The 17,804-nt window shown below is 61.5% G+C and carries 13 protein-coding genes and 2 pseudogenes; 14 read left to right on the top strand and 1 reads right to left on the bottom strand.

Features of this window, described 5'->3' with window-relative positions:
* Nucleotides 1–455 precede the first annotated feature (455 nt).
* From JQ611_RS29080 to JQ611_RS42780, 13 genes and pseudogenes are all read left to right on the top strand, one after another.
* Entirely contained in the window at nucleotides 456–674 is a 219-nt protein-coding gene (locus JQ611_RS29080) for a hypothetical protein (RefSeq protein ID WP_212467367.1), read from the top strand.
* 175 nt (nucleotides 675–849) lie between these two features.
* Nucleotides 850–2,514 carry an ABC transporter ATP-binding protein gene (locus JQ611_RS29075; RefSeq protein WP_212467386.1) on the top strand — a complete coding sequence of 555 codons (1,665 nt, stop codon included), beginning with the start codon at nucleotides 850–852 and terminating at the stop codon, nucleotides 2,512–2,514.
* A 34-nt stretch (nucleotides 2,515–2,548) separates the two neighbouring features.
* Complete coding sequence (locus JQ611_RS29070; RefSeq protein WP_212467366.1) at nucleotides 2,549–4,219, top strand: peptide ABC transporter substrate-binding protein; 1,671 nt, start codon at nucleotides 2,549–2,551, stop codon at nucleotides 4,217–4,219.
* Between the two features lie 85 nt (nucleotides 4,220–4,304).
* Complete coding sequence (locus JQ611_RS29065; protein WP_212467365.1) at nucleotides 4,305–5,255, top strand: ABC transporter permease; 951 nt, start codon at nucleotides 4,305–4,307, stop codon at nucleotides 5,253–5,255.
* 32 nt (nucleotides 5,256–5,287) lie between these two features.
* Nucleotides 5,288–6,166: an ABC transporter permease gene (locus JQ611_RS29060; RefSeq protein ID WP_212467364.1), complete on the top strand. Its 879-nt coding sequence runs from the start codon at nucleotides 5,288–5,290 to the stop codon at nucleotides 6,164–6,166.
* 158 nt (nucleotides 6,167–6,324) lie between these two features.
* Nucleotides 6,325–7,635 (top strand): FAD-binding oxidoreductase, encoded by a 1,311-nt coding sequence (locus tag JQ611_RS29055; RefSeq protein ID WP_212467363.1) that lies wholly within the window; start codon nucleotides 6,325–6,327, stop codon nucleotides 7,633–7,635.
* A gap of 185 nt (nucleotides 7,636–7,820) precedes the next feature.
* Entirely contained in the window at nucleotides 7,821–8,693 is an 873-nt protein-coding gene (locus JQ611_RS29050) for a GNAT family N-acetyltransferase (RefSeq protein WP_212467362.1), read from the top strand.
* A gap of 11 nt (nucleotides 8,694–8,704) precedes the next feature.
* Nucleotides 8,705–9,889 (top strand): alanine racemase, encoded by a 1,185-nt coding sequence (locus JQ611_RS29045; protein WP_212467361.1) that lies wholly within the window; start codon nucleotides 8,705–8,707, stop codon nucleotides 9,887–9,889.
* Nucleotides 9,890–9,999: 110 nt separating this feature from the next.
* Nucleotides 10,000–10,131: pseudogene (locus tag JQ611_RS29040) on the top strand (FAD-dependent oxidoreductase); the annotation flags it as partial.
* Nucleotides 10,128–11,585 carry an aldehyde dehydrogenase family protein gene (locus JQ611_RS29035; RefSeq protein WP_212467360.1) on the top strand — a complete coding sequence of 486 codons (1,458 nt, stop codon included), beginning with the start codon at nucleotides 10,128–10,130 and terminating at the stop codon, nucleotides 11,583–11,585. The pseudogene JQ611_RS29040 and the gene JQ611_RS29035, both read left to right, overlap by 4 nt.
* Nucleotides 11,586–11,674: 89 nt before the next feature.
* Nucleotides 11,675–12,628, top strand: a complete 954-nt coding sequence (locus JQ611_RS29030) for an ornithine cyclodeaminase family protein (RefSeq protein ID WP_249133533.1) — start codon at nucleotides 11,675–11,677, stop codon at nucleotides 12,626–12,628.
* A gap of 514 nt (nucleotides 12,629–13,142) precedes the next feature.
* Nucleotides 13,143–14,465 (top strand): FAD-binding oxidoreductase, encoded by a 1,323-nt coding sequence (locus JQ611_RS29025; protein WP_212467359.1) that lies wholly within the window; start codon nucleotides 13,143–13,145, stop codon nucleotides 14,463–14,465.
* A gap of 17 nt (nucleotides 14,466–14,482) precedes the next feature.
* Nucleotides 14,483–14,614: pseudogene (locus JQ611_RS42780) on the top strand (alanine dehydrogenase); the annotation flags it as partial.
* Nucleotides 14,615–14,792: 178 nt separating this feature from the next.
* On the opposite strand, the gene JQ611_RS29020 reads toward JQ611_RS42780, so the two are convergent.
* Entirely contained in the window at nucleotides 14,793–16,232 is a 1,440-nt protein-coding gene (locus JQ611_RS29020; protein WP_249133532.1) for an FAD-binding oxidoreductase, read from the bottom strand.
* 363 nt (nucleotides 16,233–16,595) lie between these two features.
* On the opposite strand from JQ611_RS29020, the gene JQ611_RS29015 reads away from it, so the two are divergent.
* Nucleotides 16,596–17,771: a mandelate racemase/muconate lactonizing enzyme family protein gene (locus JQ611_RS29015; RefSeq protein WP_212467358.1), complete on the top strand. Its 1,176-nt coding sequence runs from the start codon at nucleotides 16,596–16,598 to the stop codon at nucleotides 17,769–17,771.
* Nucleotides 17,772–17,804 lie beyond the last annotated feature (33 nt).

Genomic DNA, 17,804 nt, shown 5'->3' with positions numbered 1-17,804 from the left:
TTTTGTGGTCAGACGGAATATCCTGCGGTTTGCTACCTTCGCTACGAGCGTTTATTGCGAGAACAGATCGCTCGCGTCGCACCGCATAGGCAGAGACTAGGCATGTGCTCTCCGCAATCAGATCGGCGTCAGCGTTCTTTGCAGGGCCGCTGAAGGCTGGCTTCGAGCCCACCGGTTTCCTACCAACGGGACGGTAAGTGCCATGCTGACGAAACTTATGGACAAAGCGTGCGGGGTTCTCGTCAGCCGTGGGCGTATCGGGCGCGCGTCGCCCGGCTGAGGTAGGGGGGCGCCGCAGCGCAGAGCGAAATGCCAAATCAGACTTCTTTTTCAGAAGTTCCTGCCGCCCGCGTGCCGCGTTTCGGCGACTCTAGGAGGACTGAAGCGGCCACACTCGTGGGCACCAAGCAAGAATCTCGATCAATGAGCCGAAGTTCATAAAGGGAGCCATCGACATGGGTCTTGCCCAGGAACTGACCTTAGCGGACGCTGTCAAGCCTTTCACGGCGTTCCGCTACATAAGCTTCGATGTCGTAGGTACGATGATCGATTTCGAGAACGCGACTGAGGAAAGACCTGCCGTCATCGCGACGGACGCTGGGCAGTTCACCAAGCCCGACTATCAGTTTCGCTCACTGATTGGTTTGGCGAACGCGGGCAACGCTGCGTCTTGAGCGGCACAGCTCTTGCTCGTCGAGCAAAGAGGTCAGGATCATGTCGCAGCTTCCGACCCGGGAATGCCAGTATGAACGGCGAGTTTCCGACCTGTCCGGTCGCGCAGCCGAAAGCGCTCGAAGTCTCAATCCGCAGCAGGATGTCCCGATGCCGGCGAAAGGGGAGAATATTCTAATGGCCTCCAGCATCCAGGCTGTAGACTCCCAAGACGTCGCACTCTCGGTGCGCGACCTCTGCGTAAGCCTGCCGGGAGGGATGGAGCGGGCCTACGCCGTCGAGAATATCTCCTTCGATCTGAAGCGTGGTCAGATCCTGTGCATCATTGGAGAATCCGGATCGGGCAAGTCGGTCACAGCCAATGCGATCATGGGGCTTCTGCCCAAGGTGATCCGGGTTTCCTCGGGCGCAATCCACCTGGACGGAATGAACATCGCAGGTCTGCCTGCCGAAAAGCTGCGGGGCCTGCGCGGACGGGTCGTGTCAATGATCTTTCAGGATCCGCTTTCGGCGCTCAATCCGCTGATGACTGTGGGTGCGCAGATCGAGGAGGCCATAGCGGCGCATGGCATCGGCACAGCGAAATCCCGCCGCAGCCGCGCAATTGAGTTGCTGACCGAAGTGGGTCTGCCCGATGTGCAACTGATGTATCATCAGTATCCGTTCCGGCTTTCGGGTGGGCAGCGACAGCGCGTGATGATCGCGATAGCCCTGGCGCTCGAGCCCGCGATCTTGATCGCGGACGAACCGACAACCGCACTCGACGTAACCACCCAGGCGCAGATCCTGAAGCTGATCCGCGACATTCAGCGGCGCAAGGGAATGAGCGTGATGTTCATCACGCATGATTTTGGGGTGGTGGCCGAGATCGCCGACAGTGTCGTGGTAATGGAGAAGGGCCATGTCGTCGAGCAGGGCAGCGCCGTTCAGGTTCTGCAATCGCCCGGCCACCCTTACACGCGGCGGCTGATTGCGGCCGTCCCCCATCTGACAGGCAAGGACCGGATTCCTCTGGAAGCTGCCGGGAAAGCCCCGATCCTGCAGGTTGACGGCTTGATGAAAACCTATCGCAGCGGCACCAAATGGTTCGGCGCGACGCGGACCGTGCCGGCGGTGAACGACGTATCGTTCGACCTGGCACCTGGGCGGACACTTGGCGTCGTGGGCGAAAGCGGCTCCGGCAAGTCGTCGCTAGGGCGGCTTCTGATCAAATTGATGGACAGTGACGGCGGTCGCATTCTGTTCGAGGGCCGCGACGTTGCCGGGCTTTCTGAGACCGAGTTCCGCCCTCTGCGGCCGCGGATCCAAATGATCTTTCAAGATCCTTTCGCCTCCCTCAACCCGCGCTCGACGATCGGTCATATCCTTACGGTGGGTCCGGTCGCGCATGGAATGTCTTCCGCGCAAGCACGCGAGGAGGCCCGGGGACTACTATCCCATGTGGGTCTCGACGCTGGCGCGTTCGGACGCTATCCGCACGAGTTCTCCGGTGGGCAACGCCAACGCATCGGCATTGCTCGGGCGCTGATGTTCAAACCGACGCTGCTGATTGCCGATGAAGCAGTTTCAGCGCTCGATGTGTCGATCCAGGCCCAGATCTTGAAGTTGCTGGATCAAATCCAGCGGGAGACCGGCGTCTCAATGATATTCATTACCCACGATCTGCGCGTGGCCAGCCAGATCTGCGACGAAATCGCCGTGATGCAGTACGGGCGGATCGTGGAACGCGGACCACCCTCGCAGATATTCCTAAACCCGAAATCATCCTACACGCGCGAACTGGTCGCGGCGATTCCTGGAGAGCAGCGGGGACACGATCGCCAGATTTCGGCAAACCGATGAGAGTAACTGCGGATACCGCCATCAGGAGGAAACCATGACCAAACATTCCAAATCTGCATCAAACTACTCGCGGCGCGACACATTGCGAATGATCGCCTTAGGCGGGGCTGCCGGCATCTTCGCGCCCCATCTGTTGACCAGGCCCGCCTTCGGCCAAAAGGCTCCACGAGTCCCCAAGGGCCGGATTGTCGTCGGGCTCTCGCAGGAACCCACGGTCTTTAATCCGCTGATGGCACATATCGAGGTCGATGACGGCGTCCATTTCTCGGTTTTCGATGCGCTCTTTCGCATCGATCCCAAAGGCGTAATTCAGCCGAACCTTGCCGTCGAAGTGCCGACCCAAAAGAACGGCGGCATTTCCGAGGACGGTCTGAAATGGCGGATCCGCTTGCGCGACGATGTCCGTTGGCACGACGGCAAGCCTTTCACAGCTGAGGACGTGAAATTCACCCTCGAACTCATCACGAAGCCGAACTTCCGCAGTTGGCGTACAACGGGGCACTCGTTGGTGCGCGACATCGCCGTGGTCTCGCCTGTCGAGATCACATGGCGGATGGAGCAGGCCTTCGCACCGTACCTGTCGTTCCTGACCGAAACCTTCGTTGTGCCGAAGCACATCCTGGAGAAGGAGGCTGATCCAAACAATGCCGCCTTCAACCAAGCGCCAATCGGTACTGGTGCATTCAAGTGGGGCACGCGCGTTCCCGGCGACCGCGTCGAGCTTGTCGCCAACTCGAATTATTTCGGTGATGGTCCTTATATCGAGCGCCTGATCTTCAAATACATCCCTGATCTCACCGTCCTCTACACCCAATTCAAGAGCGGTGATATAGACCTCGTGGGCCAGACATACATCAGCCCCGATCATTACGAGGAAGCTCGCAAGCTGCCGAGCCGGGTGGTGACGCTGGAGCCCAAATCCTCATTCGAGTCTTTTTACCTGAATCTCGAGCGCCCGCAGTTCAAGGAGCTGCAGGTCCGTCAGGCGCTCTACGCAGCGATCGACAAGAAGGCAATTATCGACGGGCTCTATTACGGCGTACCGACTCCGACTGAGACCTTCATGCCGCGGCAGTCCTTCTATTATAACCCGGGCCTGCCGGTGCAGGAGTTCAGCGTCAAGCGTGCGCAGCAGATCCTCGACGCAGCCGGCTGGGTGCCAGGAAAGGATAGGATCCGGGTAAAAGACGGGGTGCGTCTGTCTTTTACCAACTCGACCACGTCAGGCGACCCCCTTCGCGAGCAGGTGCAGCAGTATCTGCAGCAGGCGTTTGCAGAGATCGGCGTCGAAATGACCATCTCCAACCTTCCCGCCGCGGTGATGTGGGGCGAATTCTGGCAACGATCGCGTTTCGATTCGGTCATAGTAGGCAGCACTTATTTGATCGGCGCAGACCCGGACGTCACCAACCGCCTGCATTCGAATGCGATCGGTAATAAAGGCGGCCGCGGCTCAAACAATGCGCAATACGTCAATCCGGAGGTCGACTCTCTATTGGAGAAAGGCAGCCGCACCTTCGATCCGGAAGCACGGCGCGCAATCTACTTCCGCGTACAAGAACTGGTCCGGCATGATCTACCCTTGCTACCGCTTTACCAGAACATTGCCGTGCAGGGGCACAAGAAAGGGATTCAAGGTGCGATGTCTAACGGCAACACGCGCACCGAATCCTGGAACGCCGGCGCCTGGTCTTGGGTGAGCTGATATTCGCAGCCGCCGCCCCGTCTCGCGAAAGCCAGTCGGGGCGGCAACGTACTACTGAATTTCTCATTCTCAGGAGGAGGGCCGAATGCGCGGATTTCTGTTGAATCGCCTCTCACAGAGCCTCGCGCTGCTGGTGATCGTCTCGATCATCGGCTTCATCATTCTGAGCCTTATTCCAGGCGGCCCCCTGTCGCAATACGCGCGGGATCCAAGCATGACCCAGCAGGATATGGAGCGGCTGGCGGAACAGTTGGGGTTGAACAGGCCGCTATGGATCCAGTATTTCGACTGGGTATGGCGCCTTGTGCAAGGCGACTGGGGCCGCTCCTTCCGTGACGGAACATCCGTGCTGGCCGTGATCGGACGGCATATCTTTGCCACGCTACTGCTGATGGGTACCTCGACGGTGATCGCGATCGCGATCGGTACCTGGATCGGTATTCGTGGCGCCACCCACCGCTATTCGATGTTTGACTATCTGGCAACGATCGGCGCCATGGTCGCGCTATCGATCCCGACCTTCTGGTTCGGGCTTGTCGGGATCTACGTCTTCTCGCTGCAGCTGGGTTGGGTGCCCGCCGGGAACATGTACACGATCGGCGACGGCTCCGTTCTGAATTACCTACACCATCTGATCCTGCCCAGCGTGGTCCTGTCACTTGTCCATGTCGCGGTTTGGAGCCGCTACATGCGGACGGCGACGCTGGACGCCATTAGTCAGGACTTCGTCAAAACTGCCCGCGCCAAGGGCCTGAGCGAGCGCCGAATCCTCTTGAAGCATGTGGTCGGCAACGCACTCCTGCCAATGATCACGCTTGCAGGAGTGCAGCTGCCCAGCATTCTAACGGGTGCATTGGTGACCGAGACAGTCTTTACCTGGCCAGGAATGGGACGGCTGTTTCTCGACAGCCTCGGTTACAGCGACTACCCGGTCGTGATGGGGTTGCTGATATTCTCCGCCATCCTGGTCATTCTCGGAAACCTGATCGCCGACATCGTCGTCGCCATTGTCGACCCGCGCATTCGTCTGGGTTGAACCCGCACGTTCCGACAGAGGAGCCAACCGATATGACCGCTCTCGCCGTAAGCACAGTTCCAAGCCGATGGTGGCACAGCCGCGCGGTACACCGCTTCATTAGCCATCGCCTGGCGCTGCTAGGTCTGACAATGATCACGCTGCTGACGCTGGCATGCGTCTTAGGCCCCTATCTGCTGCCATACGACTCGCTGCACATTGACTTGCGCGCCCGCTTCGCTCCTCCGATGACCGGACATCATTATCTTGGTACGGATCCGCTGGGGCGTGACGTGGCGGCTCGACTGTTGATGGCAGGGCGGATCTCGCTGCTGGTGGGATTTTCGGCGATGCTATTATCGATAGTGATCGGAACACTCGTCGGCGTGATCGCGGGGTATCGCGGCGGCTGGATCAGCGCAGTCCTCATGCGTACGGTCGATGGCTTCTTGTCGTTTCCGTCGATCTTTCTCGTACTGGCGCTGGCTGCAGCATTGCGGCCCAGCCCCGTCATGATCACGGTTATCATCGCAGTCACCAAATGGATGGAAGTTGCCCGCATCGTCGAGGCCGAGGTTCGCTCGTTACGCGAGCGTGAGTTTGTCCAGGCCGGTCGGATGCTTGGGCTAAGCGGCACGCATATCATGTTCCGGGAGATCTTGCCCAACGCCATGGGTCCGATCATCGTAGCCGCCAGTTTGACGGTCGCCCGCGCGATACTTCTGGAAGCGTATATCAGCTTCCTCGGTTTTGGGATCCAGCCACCGCTGCCCAGCTGGGGCAACATGCTCAACGGTGCCCAGAAGTACCTGGCCAGCGCGCCCTGGCTGGCAATCATTCCTGGCGTTGCGATCACAATCGCGGTGACAAGCTTCAACTTCATCGGCGACGGGCTGCGCGATGCGCTCGACGTTCGAAACGACCACATTTGAGTTCAATGCGATGCGAGTGGCAGGAAAGCGGACAGCGTTGAAGGCCATGCAGCAGTGTTTCGTGACGCGCGTAGACGTCGCAAGCATCGCCTTGGCTGATCATAACGGATCTTGTCCGTAATCCCAGGCCACGCGTTAACACACGAGAAGTCAGTCACATGCACGAGCCGAGAGCCGCCGAGAAGGATACGCCCTACTGGTGGGAAGCCTCACCGCTAAAACCGCTTCCCCAACAGCCATTGCCCAAGAAACTCGACGTGCTGATCGTGGGCGCGGGCTATGCCGGCCTTTCGGCCGGGTTGGTGCTGGCGCGCGAGGGCCGCTCGGTTGCGGCCTTTGATGCAATGAACCCGGGCGAGGGGGCTTCGACGCGCAACGGTGGAATAACCAGCGCAAGCATACGACCTGATTACGCGACGATCTCTCGACGCTTCGGCGAAGACAAGGCGCTGGCGATCGAGGCGGAAGGCAAGATCGCACGCGAATTCCTGTACGAATTCATCAGGACGGAACGGCTCGAATGCGACTTTCAACTGGTTGGACAGTTCAAATGTGCGTTCGGATATGAACAGTATGAAACGATGGCGCGCAGCGCTGACGCGCTCTCGAAGAAATTGCGGATCGAGTCCCACGCGGTTCCGTATGCCGAGCAGCGCAACTACATCGGCACCGACGTCTACCGTGGTGGCACGGTCCGGATGGATATCGGTGGGCTGCACCCGGCGAAGTTTCACGCTGAACTCCTTCGAGTGGCGCTTGCTTCGGGAGTTGCGGTCCATGCACGCACCCCCGTCATCTCAATCGAGAGGGATGGCTCCGGATTCCGCGTCGTAACCTCGGCCGGATCGGTGCAGGCGCGTCAGGTGCTGGTTTGCACGAATGGCTACACCGATGGCGCCGTTCCCTTCCTGCGCCGCAGGCTGGTCCCGGTTCGCAGCCGGATCATTGCAACCGAGGAGCTCGCACCTGAAGTCATGGCCCGGCTGATGCCAAAACGCATGATGATGACCGAGAACCGCCAGGTCGGCTTCTATTACCGCCCTTCGCCCGACGGCAAACGTATCCTGTTAGGGGGACGCGACAGTTCTCGTGTTGGTAACCCGGTGGCTCCGAAGCTCCTTCTGCGCAGCGGGCTGGTGAACCTTTTTCCGGAGCTGGAGAATGTTCGCCTTTCGCACAGCTGGTTCGGCAATGTGGCGATGAATCGCGACATGCTCCCGCGCATCTTCGAAAAGGACGGTGTGGTCTATGCCACCGGCTTCTGCGGCTCAGGCGTCGTCTGGGCGCCGTGGATCGGTATGCATGCGGCCCACAAGCTGATGGGGAACGACGAGGCGGCGCGCACCGCCTTTGACTTTCGTCCGCCGGCCTCCATTCCACTCTATCGTGGCAATCCGTGGTTCATGCCCGCCATCATCTGGGGATATCGGATGCAGGATCGGTTCGCGCTGTGGCGCGCCCGCCGCTGACAGCACATCGTCCCTTCTACCGCACCATCAATGCAATACCCTGCCGAACTTTGCTTCAGTCTGATTGCGTAATGCTGTCGGACCCAAGATACGCTGCGACTCGTGTGAGCATTGTCAAACTGGATCTCGCCGCGTCAGGCACTGGCGATTAGTCCGGCAACCCAAGCAAGAGACGTCGACGCATCATGGCATCCGCAGTTACCCAGGCCGGAGATCGCGAGAATGAAGACGTGGCCCTGGTCCCTTTCGCTAGATCGCATCTGGAAGGTGCCCTGAAGCTCTCGCAGGAGATGTCTTGGCCGTACCTGCTCAAGGATTGGGAATTTGCGCTGCAGCTTGGCCGCGGTTTCGTGGTGACGAGTGCGGGTGCTGTGGTGGGGACCGCGCTCTGGTGGCCTTACGGCGACACCCATGCTTCCGCCGGAATGATCATCGTCTCGAAGGCCGTTCAGGGACGTGGTTACGGGGCCCGGCTGATGGACGCGCTGCTCGCGGCGGCACGACCCCGGATCATCACGTTGAACTCAACTGTCGAAGGCATGGCGCTTTACCAGCGCCGTGGCTTCGTCCCCATCGGGATCATCCATCAGCATCACGGAATTCCCAGGGAACGCTATGAGGCGCCGGATCCGTGCTTCGTCAGGGCAATGGCTCCATCGGATATCGGGGCGATCGTGGGTCTCGATCACGAGGCCACCGGCTGGACGAGGCGGGAGATGCTGAACCGATTGATCGAGGTCGGCGACGGCTATGTTCTCTTGCGTGACGGCATACCCCGCGGCTACGCCATTTCCCGTCTGTTCGGCCGTGGGCATGTCATCGGTCCTGTGGTCGCCGAAAGCCCGACCGATGCGCGCGCATTGATCGAGGCCGCGCTCGCGCTCCTCGGGAGTGTTTTCGTCCGCGTCGATACCTCTGCCACCTCGCAACTCGGGGAGTGGCTCGAAGGCATCGGGCTGCAGCAAGTCAGCGACGCCACCACCATGGTCCTTGGGGCGCAGATGCCATCGACCGGGCCGGCGCGCACGTTCGCGCTCGCCAACCAGTCATTCGGTTAGGAGACATCGGGATGCTGCGCTCAGAGGTGGACGGAACGGATATCCCGAACGCCCGACCGGGCGAGACGATCGGCGCGCTCGCGACGCCGGCCCTCCTGCTTGACAGAGACCGGTTGGATCGCAATCTCGGCCGTCTGTCCTCTCGGATGGCCGCGCGGGATGTCGTGCTGCGCCCCCATATGAAGACCGCTAAATCCATCGAGGTTGCCCGGCGCGCCTGCCTGTCCGGATTGGGGCCGATCACCGTCTCCACCTTGGCGGAGGCGGAGTACTTCGCGCGGCACGGTTTTCGGGACATGGCTTATGCCGTGGGCGTAGCACCGCACACCGCCGCTAGGGCAATGCGTCTCCGGAAAGCCGGCGTCGACCTCAAGGTGCTGCTCGATTCGCTCGAACAGGCGAAGATTCTGGGTGATGCTGGCCGCGCCGCTGCTGTGACGCCATCCGCCTTCATCGAGATCGACTGCGACGGCCACCGCGGCGGGCTGACCGCCACCGATCCCAGGCTCATCGCCGTCGCAGCCGCCTTGGCGGAGGCCGGCGTCAAGCTCGCGGGCATTCTCACCCATGCCGGCGAATCCTACAGCCTTTGCACGCCCGACGCCCTTGTCGCGGCTGCAGAGAACGAAAGGGCCGTGGCTGTGGCCGCCGCGGAGACGTTGCGGGCGGCGGGGCATGAATGTCCGGTCGTGAGCGTCGGTTCGACGCCGACCGCCCATTTCGGCGAAGACCTGACCGGCGTCACGGAGATGCGGGCCGGTGTGTACATGTTCTTCGATCTGGTGATGCACGGTGTCGGTGTCTGCACCACCGACGACATCGCGATTTCGGTTCTCACCACCGTCATCGGAACGAAGCCGGAGAAGGGCTGGATTTTGGTCGATGCGGGCTGGATGGCCCTGTCGCGTGATCGCGGCACCGCGGCGCAGCGGATCGACCAGGGTTACGGTCTCGTCTGCGATCTGTCCGGCGAACTCTATCCAAACCTGATCGTCGCGCAGGCGAGCCAGGAGCATGGCATCCTCGCCATCAGATCCGGATCGGCTGCGACCCTGCCGGATCTGCCGATTGGCACGAAGGTCAGGATCCTGCCCAATCACGCCTGCGCGACGGCGTCACAGCACGAGCTGTACAATGTCGTCTCCGCGGGAAGCGACGCAATCGAAGCTCAGTGGCCGCGAATGCGCGGCTCGTAGGTTCTCAAAACAGAGTCGCGCCGATTTGCGGGTGCCCAGCATTCAGATAGCGAGAATCCGAGGTCGATATGAAGCTCACATCCTATTGGTTAGACACATCGGAGCCATTCATGGCGGAAGTCATGGACGGGCGCACCGAGCTCAATCCCTTCGCCTGGCCCGCCATTCCGGGTCATCTCGGTCCTCCCTGGTTCCTTCCGCTGGTCGGCGCCTATTACCGCATCAAGGATCGTTTTCAATGACCTCGGCCGTTCGACACCTGAAGGAAGCCGGCTTCCTCGGCAAATTCTACATCGACGGAGAATGGCGGAAGCCGGCCGGATCGGCGACGGCGGTCGTCATTAACCCGGCGACCGAACAGCCGATCGTCGAGGTCGCGCTCGGCAATGACGGGGATGTCGAGTACGTGGTCGCCGCCGCCAGACAAGCCTTCGCCGGCTGGTCCCGCACGCCAGCTGCTGGGAGGGCGGCGCTGCTCGATCGGGTCCATGGTTTGCTCCTCGATCGGCTGGAATTGTTCGCGCAGGCTATCACGGTCGAGATGGGGGCCGCCATCACCTACGCGCGCCGCGCCCAAGTGCCGCTGGCTGCCGAACATATCCGCGTTGCGCGTGACAATCTCGCGACCTATTCTTTCATCAGCCCGCGCGGCAGCACCGCCATCATCCGCGAGGCGATCGGCGTCTGTGGTCTCATCACCCCTTGGAACTGGCCTCTCTACCAGATCACAGCCAAGGTCGGTCCGGCGCTCGCGGCGGGCTGCACGGTGGTGTTGAAGCCAAGCGAATTGTCGCCCCTGAGCGCCTTGCTGTTCGCCGAGGTGATGGACGATGCCGGTTGTCCGCCCGGCGTATTCAACCTCGTCAACGGGGCAGGGCCAATCGTGGGCGCCAGTCTGGCGTCGCATCCGCAGGTGGACATGATCTCGATCACCGGCTCGACCCGTGCCGGGGTTCTCGTTGCGCAAGCGGCGGCCCCCACCGTAAAGCGCGTCGCCCAGGAGCTCGGCGGCAAGTCGCCGAATATCATTCTGCCGGATGCCGAGCTGAGCCGGGCCGTTCCACTCGGCGTCGGCGCCGCTTTCCGCAATCTCGGCCAATCCTGCAGCGCGCCGACACGCATGCTTGTGTCCCGCTCACAGATGGCGGAGGTTGAGGTTCTCGCTGCGGCGGCTGCTCCCGAAATAGTGGTCGGCGATCCGCTTGCGGAAAGCACGACGCATGGTCCGATCGCCAATCGGCCGCAGTTCGAGCGGATCCAGGCCATGATCGGCGCCGGCCTGGAGGAAGGCGCCAAGCTCGTCAGCGGCGGGCCGGGGCGGCCCGGCAACCTTCAGCTCGGCCTCTATGCGCGGCCGACGATCTTCTCGAACGTCCGTCGCGACATGAGAATTGCGCGCGAGGAGATCTTCGGCCCGGTGCTGTCGATCATTCCCTACGATACGATCGACGAGGCGGTCGAGATCGCCAACGACACTGTCTACGGCCTCGGCGCTCATGTGCAGGGCACGGATATCGAGACGGTGCGGACGGTCGCCGGGCAGATCCGGTCCGGTCAAGTCCATCTCAATTACCCCGACTGGGACCCGAACGCACCTTTTGGCGGATACAAGCGTTCCGGCAACGGCCGGGAATACGGCCTCGAGGGCATGGAGGAATATCTCGAGACCAAGGCCGTTCTCGGATTCTATCGATGAAACGCTACCTCTAGGGCGAGCCGTTCAAAACTAAGGTGCCGCATGTCGGCGACCCGTTCGCGCAGATTGAATAGGATTGGATGAAGGCCATGGTGACATTTATCTCGGAAAGCGATTCGAACCGCCTCATTTCGCATGAATCAGCCTTCGGAGCCGTGCGGAAGGCGCTCATCGCGGCGGTTTCTGCCGACGCGAAAGTGTTTCCGGCCGTGATTGCACACGCGTCGGCTGCGCAGAACACGTTCTTGCTCAAATCGGGTTCGACGCCTGAGTTGGCAGGTCTCAAGGTCGGCTCATTCTGGCCCGACAACCCTGCCAAAGGCCGGCCGCGTCATAGCTCGACGATCTTCCTGATCGACCAGGACAACGGGCGGATCGGCGCGGTCATCGAGGCTTCGGCTGCCAACGCCTATCGAACTGCAGCGGCCGATGCGGTGGCGGCGAATGCGCTCGCGCGACCGGAATCTGAAACATTGGCGATCTTCGGCGCTGGCAACCAAGCGTTGTTCGAATGCTGTGCCCTTGCTCGCATCCTTCCGCTGAAGCGCTTGCATGTCGTCGCGCGCAAGCGTGACAAAGCCAATGATTTCGCGACTAAACTGTTGTCGCGGGGCGTGAAACTCGACATCCACATCTCGACGGCGGAAGAGGCGTGTCGGCAAGCGGACATCATCGTCACCGCGACGCCGTCGCGGGTCCCGCTGTTCAAGTCGGAATGGATTCGTCCGGGCACACACATCGCCGGCATGGGGTCCGACGCGCGCGGCAAGCGGGAGTTGCCGAGTGAGATTTTCGAGCATGCAAAGCTTTTTTGCGATCTGCCGGAGCAATCGATCCAGATCGGGGAATTCCAGCACGTTCGTGAGAGGATCGAAAGCGGCGAATTCATTTTGAACGCGGTCGGCGCGGTGCTCGAAGGGCGCTGTCCGGGCAGGATCGCGCGGGACGATATCACCGTCTTCGACAGCTCCGGGCTTGCTCTCCAGGATCTCTATATCGGCCAATTTCTGCTTTCGAGGAGCAAGGTAGCGCCGAGCCCTTGAGGTGCGCGAAGTTGAATCGTTAGATCAGATTGCACTGTTCTTGTAGCCATAAAGCAAGATCGTTCGCTTTCCCAGACAGTTCAGTTTCTCCCGTCCAGATAAGGCCATAGTGGCTTTCGTCAGGATCGAAACCGGCACCGTGGGGACATACCGCTCGAGGCTGAACTCGTAAAGGCGCGGCTCCTGCGCACCTACCCGGTCATCAGCTGCCTCCCGCACCCGCGAAAGGGCTGAATCAGACGGGGTCCCCGCCGCAAACGGGAGTTTTTCAACGCCATCGGTCGAAAGCGGACGAGGGCCACAAGCGCGATCCAACGGACGAGCAGGTTGCGCCGGCCTCGGCCGAACTGGGACTCGGTCGGGCTTGAGCAGATCGGATCAATCAAGCGGTCAAAAACCCGAACATGTTGCGAAGTCCTAGATGATTTCAGCATATTCTATCGAGCGCACGATGCGATGAAGGGCTGATCGGAACATTGCTTCCGCATTCTTGCCAGCCGAGGTTCGTTGGAACATGTCGCCCCGCGTCGAGCGCATTCACAGCGATGAGCGTCTCCCGGCCGAGGCCGACGTCGTCATCGTCGGCGGCGGCATCCTCGGCTCTACGGCCGCCTATTACCTGGCGAAGCGTGGCCTCTCTGTGGCGCTCCTCGAGAAGGGCCACGTCGCCTGTGAACAATCGAGCCGAAACTGGGGTTGGTGCCGCCAGCAGAACCGCGACCGGCGCGAACTGCCGCTCTCGGTGCTCTCCATGCGGCTGTGGGACGAGCTCACGCGCGATATCAATCGGGACCTTGGATTTCGTCGCTGTGGTCTCGTCTATGCGACCCATGACGAGGCTGTGCTCGCGGGCTGGGAAAAGTGGCGCGAGGTCGCCAGGGAGTACGACATCGATACCCGCGTGCTGAGCCGGGCGGAGGTGGCCGAGCGCGTCCCCGAAGCGCGCGACAAATGGGTCGGCGGGACCTATTCGGAGCGAGACGGCAAGGCCGAACCTGCGCTCGCCGCGCCGGCTATCGCCGACGCGGCCAGAGTTCTGGGCGCCACGATCCACCAGGGATGCGCCGCGCGGGCGCTCGACTTGACCAATGGCAAGATTGCGGGCGTGCACACGGAAAAGGGCTACATCAGAACCAACGCGGTGCTTTGCGCCGCCGGCGCCTGGTCCTCGCGCTTCCTTCGGCCGCTCGGGATCAGTTTCCCCCAAGCGAGCATCCGGCAGACCGCGCTGCGTTCCACCCCCACAATCAATATCGGCGAGGCGGTCTCGACACCCTACTGCACGATCACGCGCCGACTGGACGGCAGCTACACGCTTGCGATCAGCGGCAAGGCGAACCTCGAAATCACGCCCCAGGCTATCCGGTATAGCCGTGAATTCATGCCGCAGTTCTTGCGTCGCCTGAAGAACGTCAGGCTCGGCGTCGGCCAATCGTTCGTTTCGGGGCCGGATTCAATAGCGGCGCTTCTGACCAACGATGATCGGATCTTTGAACAGAATCGCGTGCTGGATCCTCCGCCATTGAAATGGCTGGTGAGCCAAGTGGCGGAGAGTGTCCGGAAAACCTTCCCCCAACTCGGCGAGATTAAGATCGACAGCGCCTGGGGCGGCTTCGTCGATTGCACGCCGGACGCAGTGCCTGTGGTATCGCAGGTGGACGGGGTGGATGGCCTCGTGCTCGCGGCGGGCTGCTCGGGTCACGGCTTCGGTTTGGGCCCGGGGCTCGGCTATCTGGCCGCAGAGCTTGTCGTAAACGACACGCCTTGCGTCGATCCCACACCCTTCCGGCTGTCGCGTCTGGTCGACGGCTCCAAGCTGGACATTGCCGCCATCTGAAGATCAGGGCGGTGCCTCTAGCCAACAAAGGATTCGCAGCCGTGCTCGAAGATCCCCATCTGCATGCAGGACTTAATGGTCATCGCGGACGGCTAACTTCGAGGCCCGCGGCCGAGAGCCTCGGCCTGCCATGCTCACCGATCGAATAGGTCGCAGTCTGATCGCGGTTTCAGCAGTCCCTAAGGGGCGTTTTCTCCCCAACTTGAGCCACTCTTTCGGAGTGGCTCTTTCTTTATGGACAATATGAAATGGGCGATCGGGCTGCCTCAGCCGAAGACGCAACGGTTGAGGCTGGACGAAAGCGTCTCCAAATGGCCGCTCGTAGGTTCAAGAGACAGAATTCTCGCCCAAAGGGCGAACCATCGCTCCGGCGTTCATGATGTCCGATGGATCAAAGGCGGTCTTGATACGGCGCATCGCAGCGATACGGCCGACGTCGCCGTACCGCTCCAGAAGATGCTTCTTGAACCGGCCGACGCCGTGCTCCGCGCTAAACGTGCCACCGAGCGCCGCGGCTGTGTCGTAGAGTTGCAGCGACAGGCCGCTTTCGATCCGCTTGGTGAACTCTATCCGATCGACGTCGGGAGGCACCAGCACGTTGTAATGCAGATTGCCATCGCCGACGTGTCCATAGACGGACAGCTCGAGATCCGCATCATACGACCGCACCTGCGAGCCGGCTAAATCCAGAAAATGCTGAATGGACGAAAGCGGTACGGAAATGTCATGCTTGACCGATCCGTTCCGGCGCTTCTCGCCCTCTGGGATGGTCTCGCGTACCTCCCACATCGCGGCCCGCTGCGATCCGCTCTGCGCCAGGAAGGCGTCCTCGATCCATCCGGACTCGATCGCTTCGGCCAAAATGGCTTCCATCAGTGCGTCGAGGTCGAGATGACGCGAGGAAGAAGCGAACTCGGCGAGTATGGCGCCCCCGGGGCCGGCGCGGACGGAGGGCGGGTTGGTCATCGCTTCGGTTGCAAGCGCGATCGATCGGGCCGTCATGAATTCGAACGTCGTGAGCAGATCCGCGGATTCGCGACGCATCAGGGCGAGCAACTCGGCGAGGGGGGCATCCGTCGCGAGCTTCAGCCAGGCGGTCGCACGGCGAATCGGCAAGGGCGCGAGACGCAGCACAGCGCCCGTGACAATGCCGAGAGTCCCCTCGCTTCCAACGAAGCACTGTTTGATGTCGTAGCCTGTATTATTCTTGCGTAGTTTGCGCATGTCCGAAACCACCGTGCCGTCCGACAGAACCGCCTCGATCCCGAGCAGCAGATCGCGAGTCATTCCGTATCTGACAACGGACAATCCGCCTGCGTTCGTTCCGATGTTGCCGCCGATCCGGCAACTGCCTTCCGCGCCGAGACTGAGCGGCAACAGAAGTCCGGCGGTCGCCGCGGCGTCCTGTACGTTCTTCAGGATAGCGCCGGCGTCGACAGAGATGCTCATTGAGATGGAATCGACTTCGCGGATCCTGTCCATTCGCTCGAGGTTCACGATGATCTGCCGTCCGGAGGCGTCCGGCGTCGCGCCGCCGCAGTAGCTCGTGTTGCCGCCCTGCGGAACGATTCCGATACCCTGTTGCGCCGCCAGTCGCACGATGTCGGCAACCTGCCTCGTCGTCGCCGGCTTCAGCACGGCGAGCGTTGACCCCGTGAAGAGCTGGCGTTGATCCGTTGTGTAGGTGGCGATCCGCTCTGGATCGTCAACGACTCCCCCGCCATCCAGAAGGTCGCGAAACGCGTGAACGTGTACTGACTGAGACATGCTTCAGGTTCCGATGGGCGTCATCGGATCATTTTCGCGCGTTTGTGCGGCATTGTTTGCCGTTCGGTCGCGGTTCCGAAGACACCAATGCCGAAATGCCATGATGTTCGGCAGTTTGCGCCGATTCAGCCTCGTGTTGAACGAAGACGGTGCTGGTCAGGCCTGTCGGCCATATCTCTAGGTTACCGCCGCCGCGACTTGCTATTTTCGCTCGGCGGAAGGTGCGCGTCGAGGCAACATAATGCTTTATATCTGGTCAGGCAGAGGGCCAGGAGTGGACGCCGATTCACACACGCGTTTTCACGCCGGGATGGGCCATGTTCTTCCCGCAGTGGCGAAGCGCCCGACAGAGAGACAAGACCCATGAAGATCGAAGCAGTCGACTTTTTCTACGTGTCCATGCCGGTCGTGACAACCGAGGCGGACGGCAGCCAGGATGCGCTGCTCGTGCGCGTTCGTTCGGGCGGGCATGAAGGCTGGGGGGAGTGCGAAGCGGCACCGCTGCCGTCAATCGCTGCGTTCGTCTGCCCAATGTCGCACGGCGTGTGCCGGCCGGTCGGTGATTCGATTCTCGGCCAGACGTTGAACGGCCCTGACGACATCGCGCGCATGTCCAGGCAGGTTGCCTACGATAGCATGGACCTGCTGCAAGCGGCCCATACCATGTCCGGCGTCGAGATGGCCATGTGGGACCTGCTCGGCCGCGTGCGCGGCGAACCGGTCTGGAAGCTGCTCGGTTATACGCGCTCCGCGCCGAAGGTACCCTATGCCTCACGCCTGTTCGGCGACACCCCGCAGGAAACCCTCTCCATAGCGAAGAAATCGATTGCCGACGGCTTCAAGGCAGCGAAGTTCGGCTGGGGACCGATCGGCCGCGGCACGGCGAAGGAAGATTCCCATCACTTCGCCGCTGCGCGCGAAGGCCTCGGCAAGGATGGGATCCTGCTGGTTGATGTGGGCCAGATCTTCGTCGAGGACGTCGCGCGCGCGGTGGAACGGCTTCCCGCACTCGAGCAGGCTGCTGCCGTCTGGCTCGAGGAGCCGTTTGCTGCCGCCGCCTACGAGGCCTACGGGGCGCTCGCCCGGAAGAGCGGCAAGGTGAAGCTTGCCGGCGGCGAGGGCGCACACGACACGCACATGGCCCGCCACCTGATCGACTACGGCGGCATCGGCTTCGTCCAGATCGACTGCGGACGTATTGGCGGGATCGGCCCGGCTAAGTGGGTCGCCGATTACGCAGCCGCGCGCGGCGTCGTCTACGTGAATCACACGTTCACGTCGCACCTTGCCCTGTCGGCATCGTTGCAGCCCTATGCTGGGCTCGCCGATCATCGCATTTGCGAGTACCCGGCCGCGCCGAAGCCCGTTGCCCTTGCGTTCGTCGCGACACCATTGCAGCGCGACCGCAACGGTGAACTCTCGGCCCCCGACAAGCCTGGGCTCGGCGTCGAAATCGACCGCGCAGGGCTGAAGCAGTACCTGCTCGACGTCGATATTAGGGTCGGCGGCAAGACACTTTATCGAACGCCGGAACTCTAGATGAAGTCGCGGTCGGCTATTGGCGCAGAGTTG

The organism is Bradyrhizobium sp. AUGA SZCCT0182, from assembly GCF_018130185.1.
GTDB lineage: Bacteria > Pseudomonadota > Alphaproteobacteria > Rhizobiales > Xanthobacteraceae > Bradyrhizobium.
Note: the sequence above shows the minus strand (reverse complement) of the source record. Positions and strands in the feature narration are given on the sequence as shown.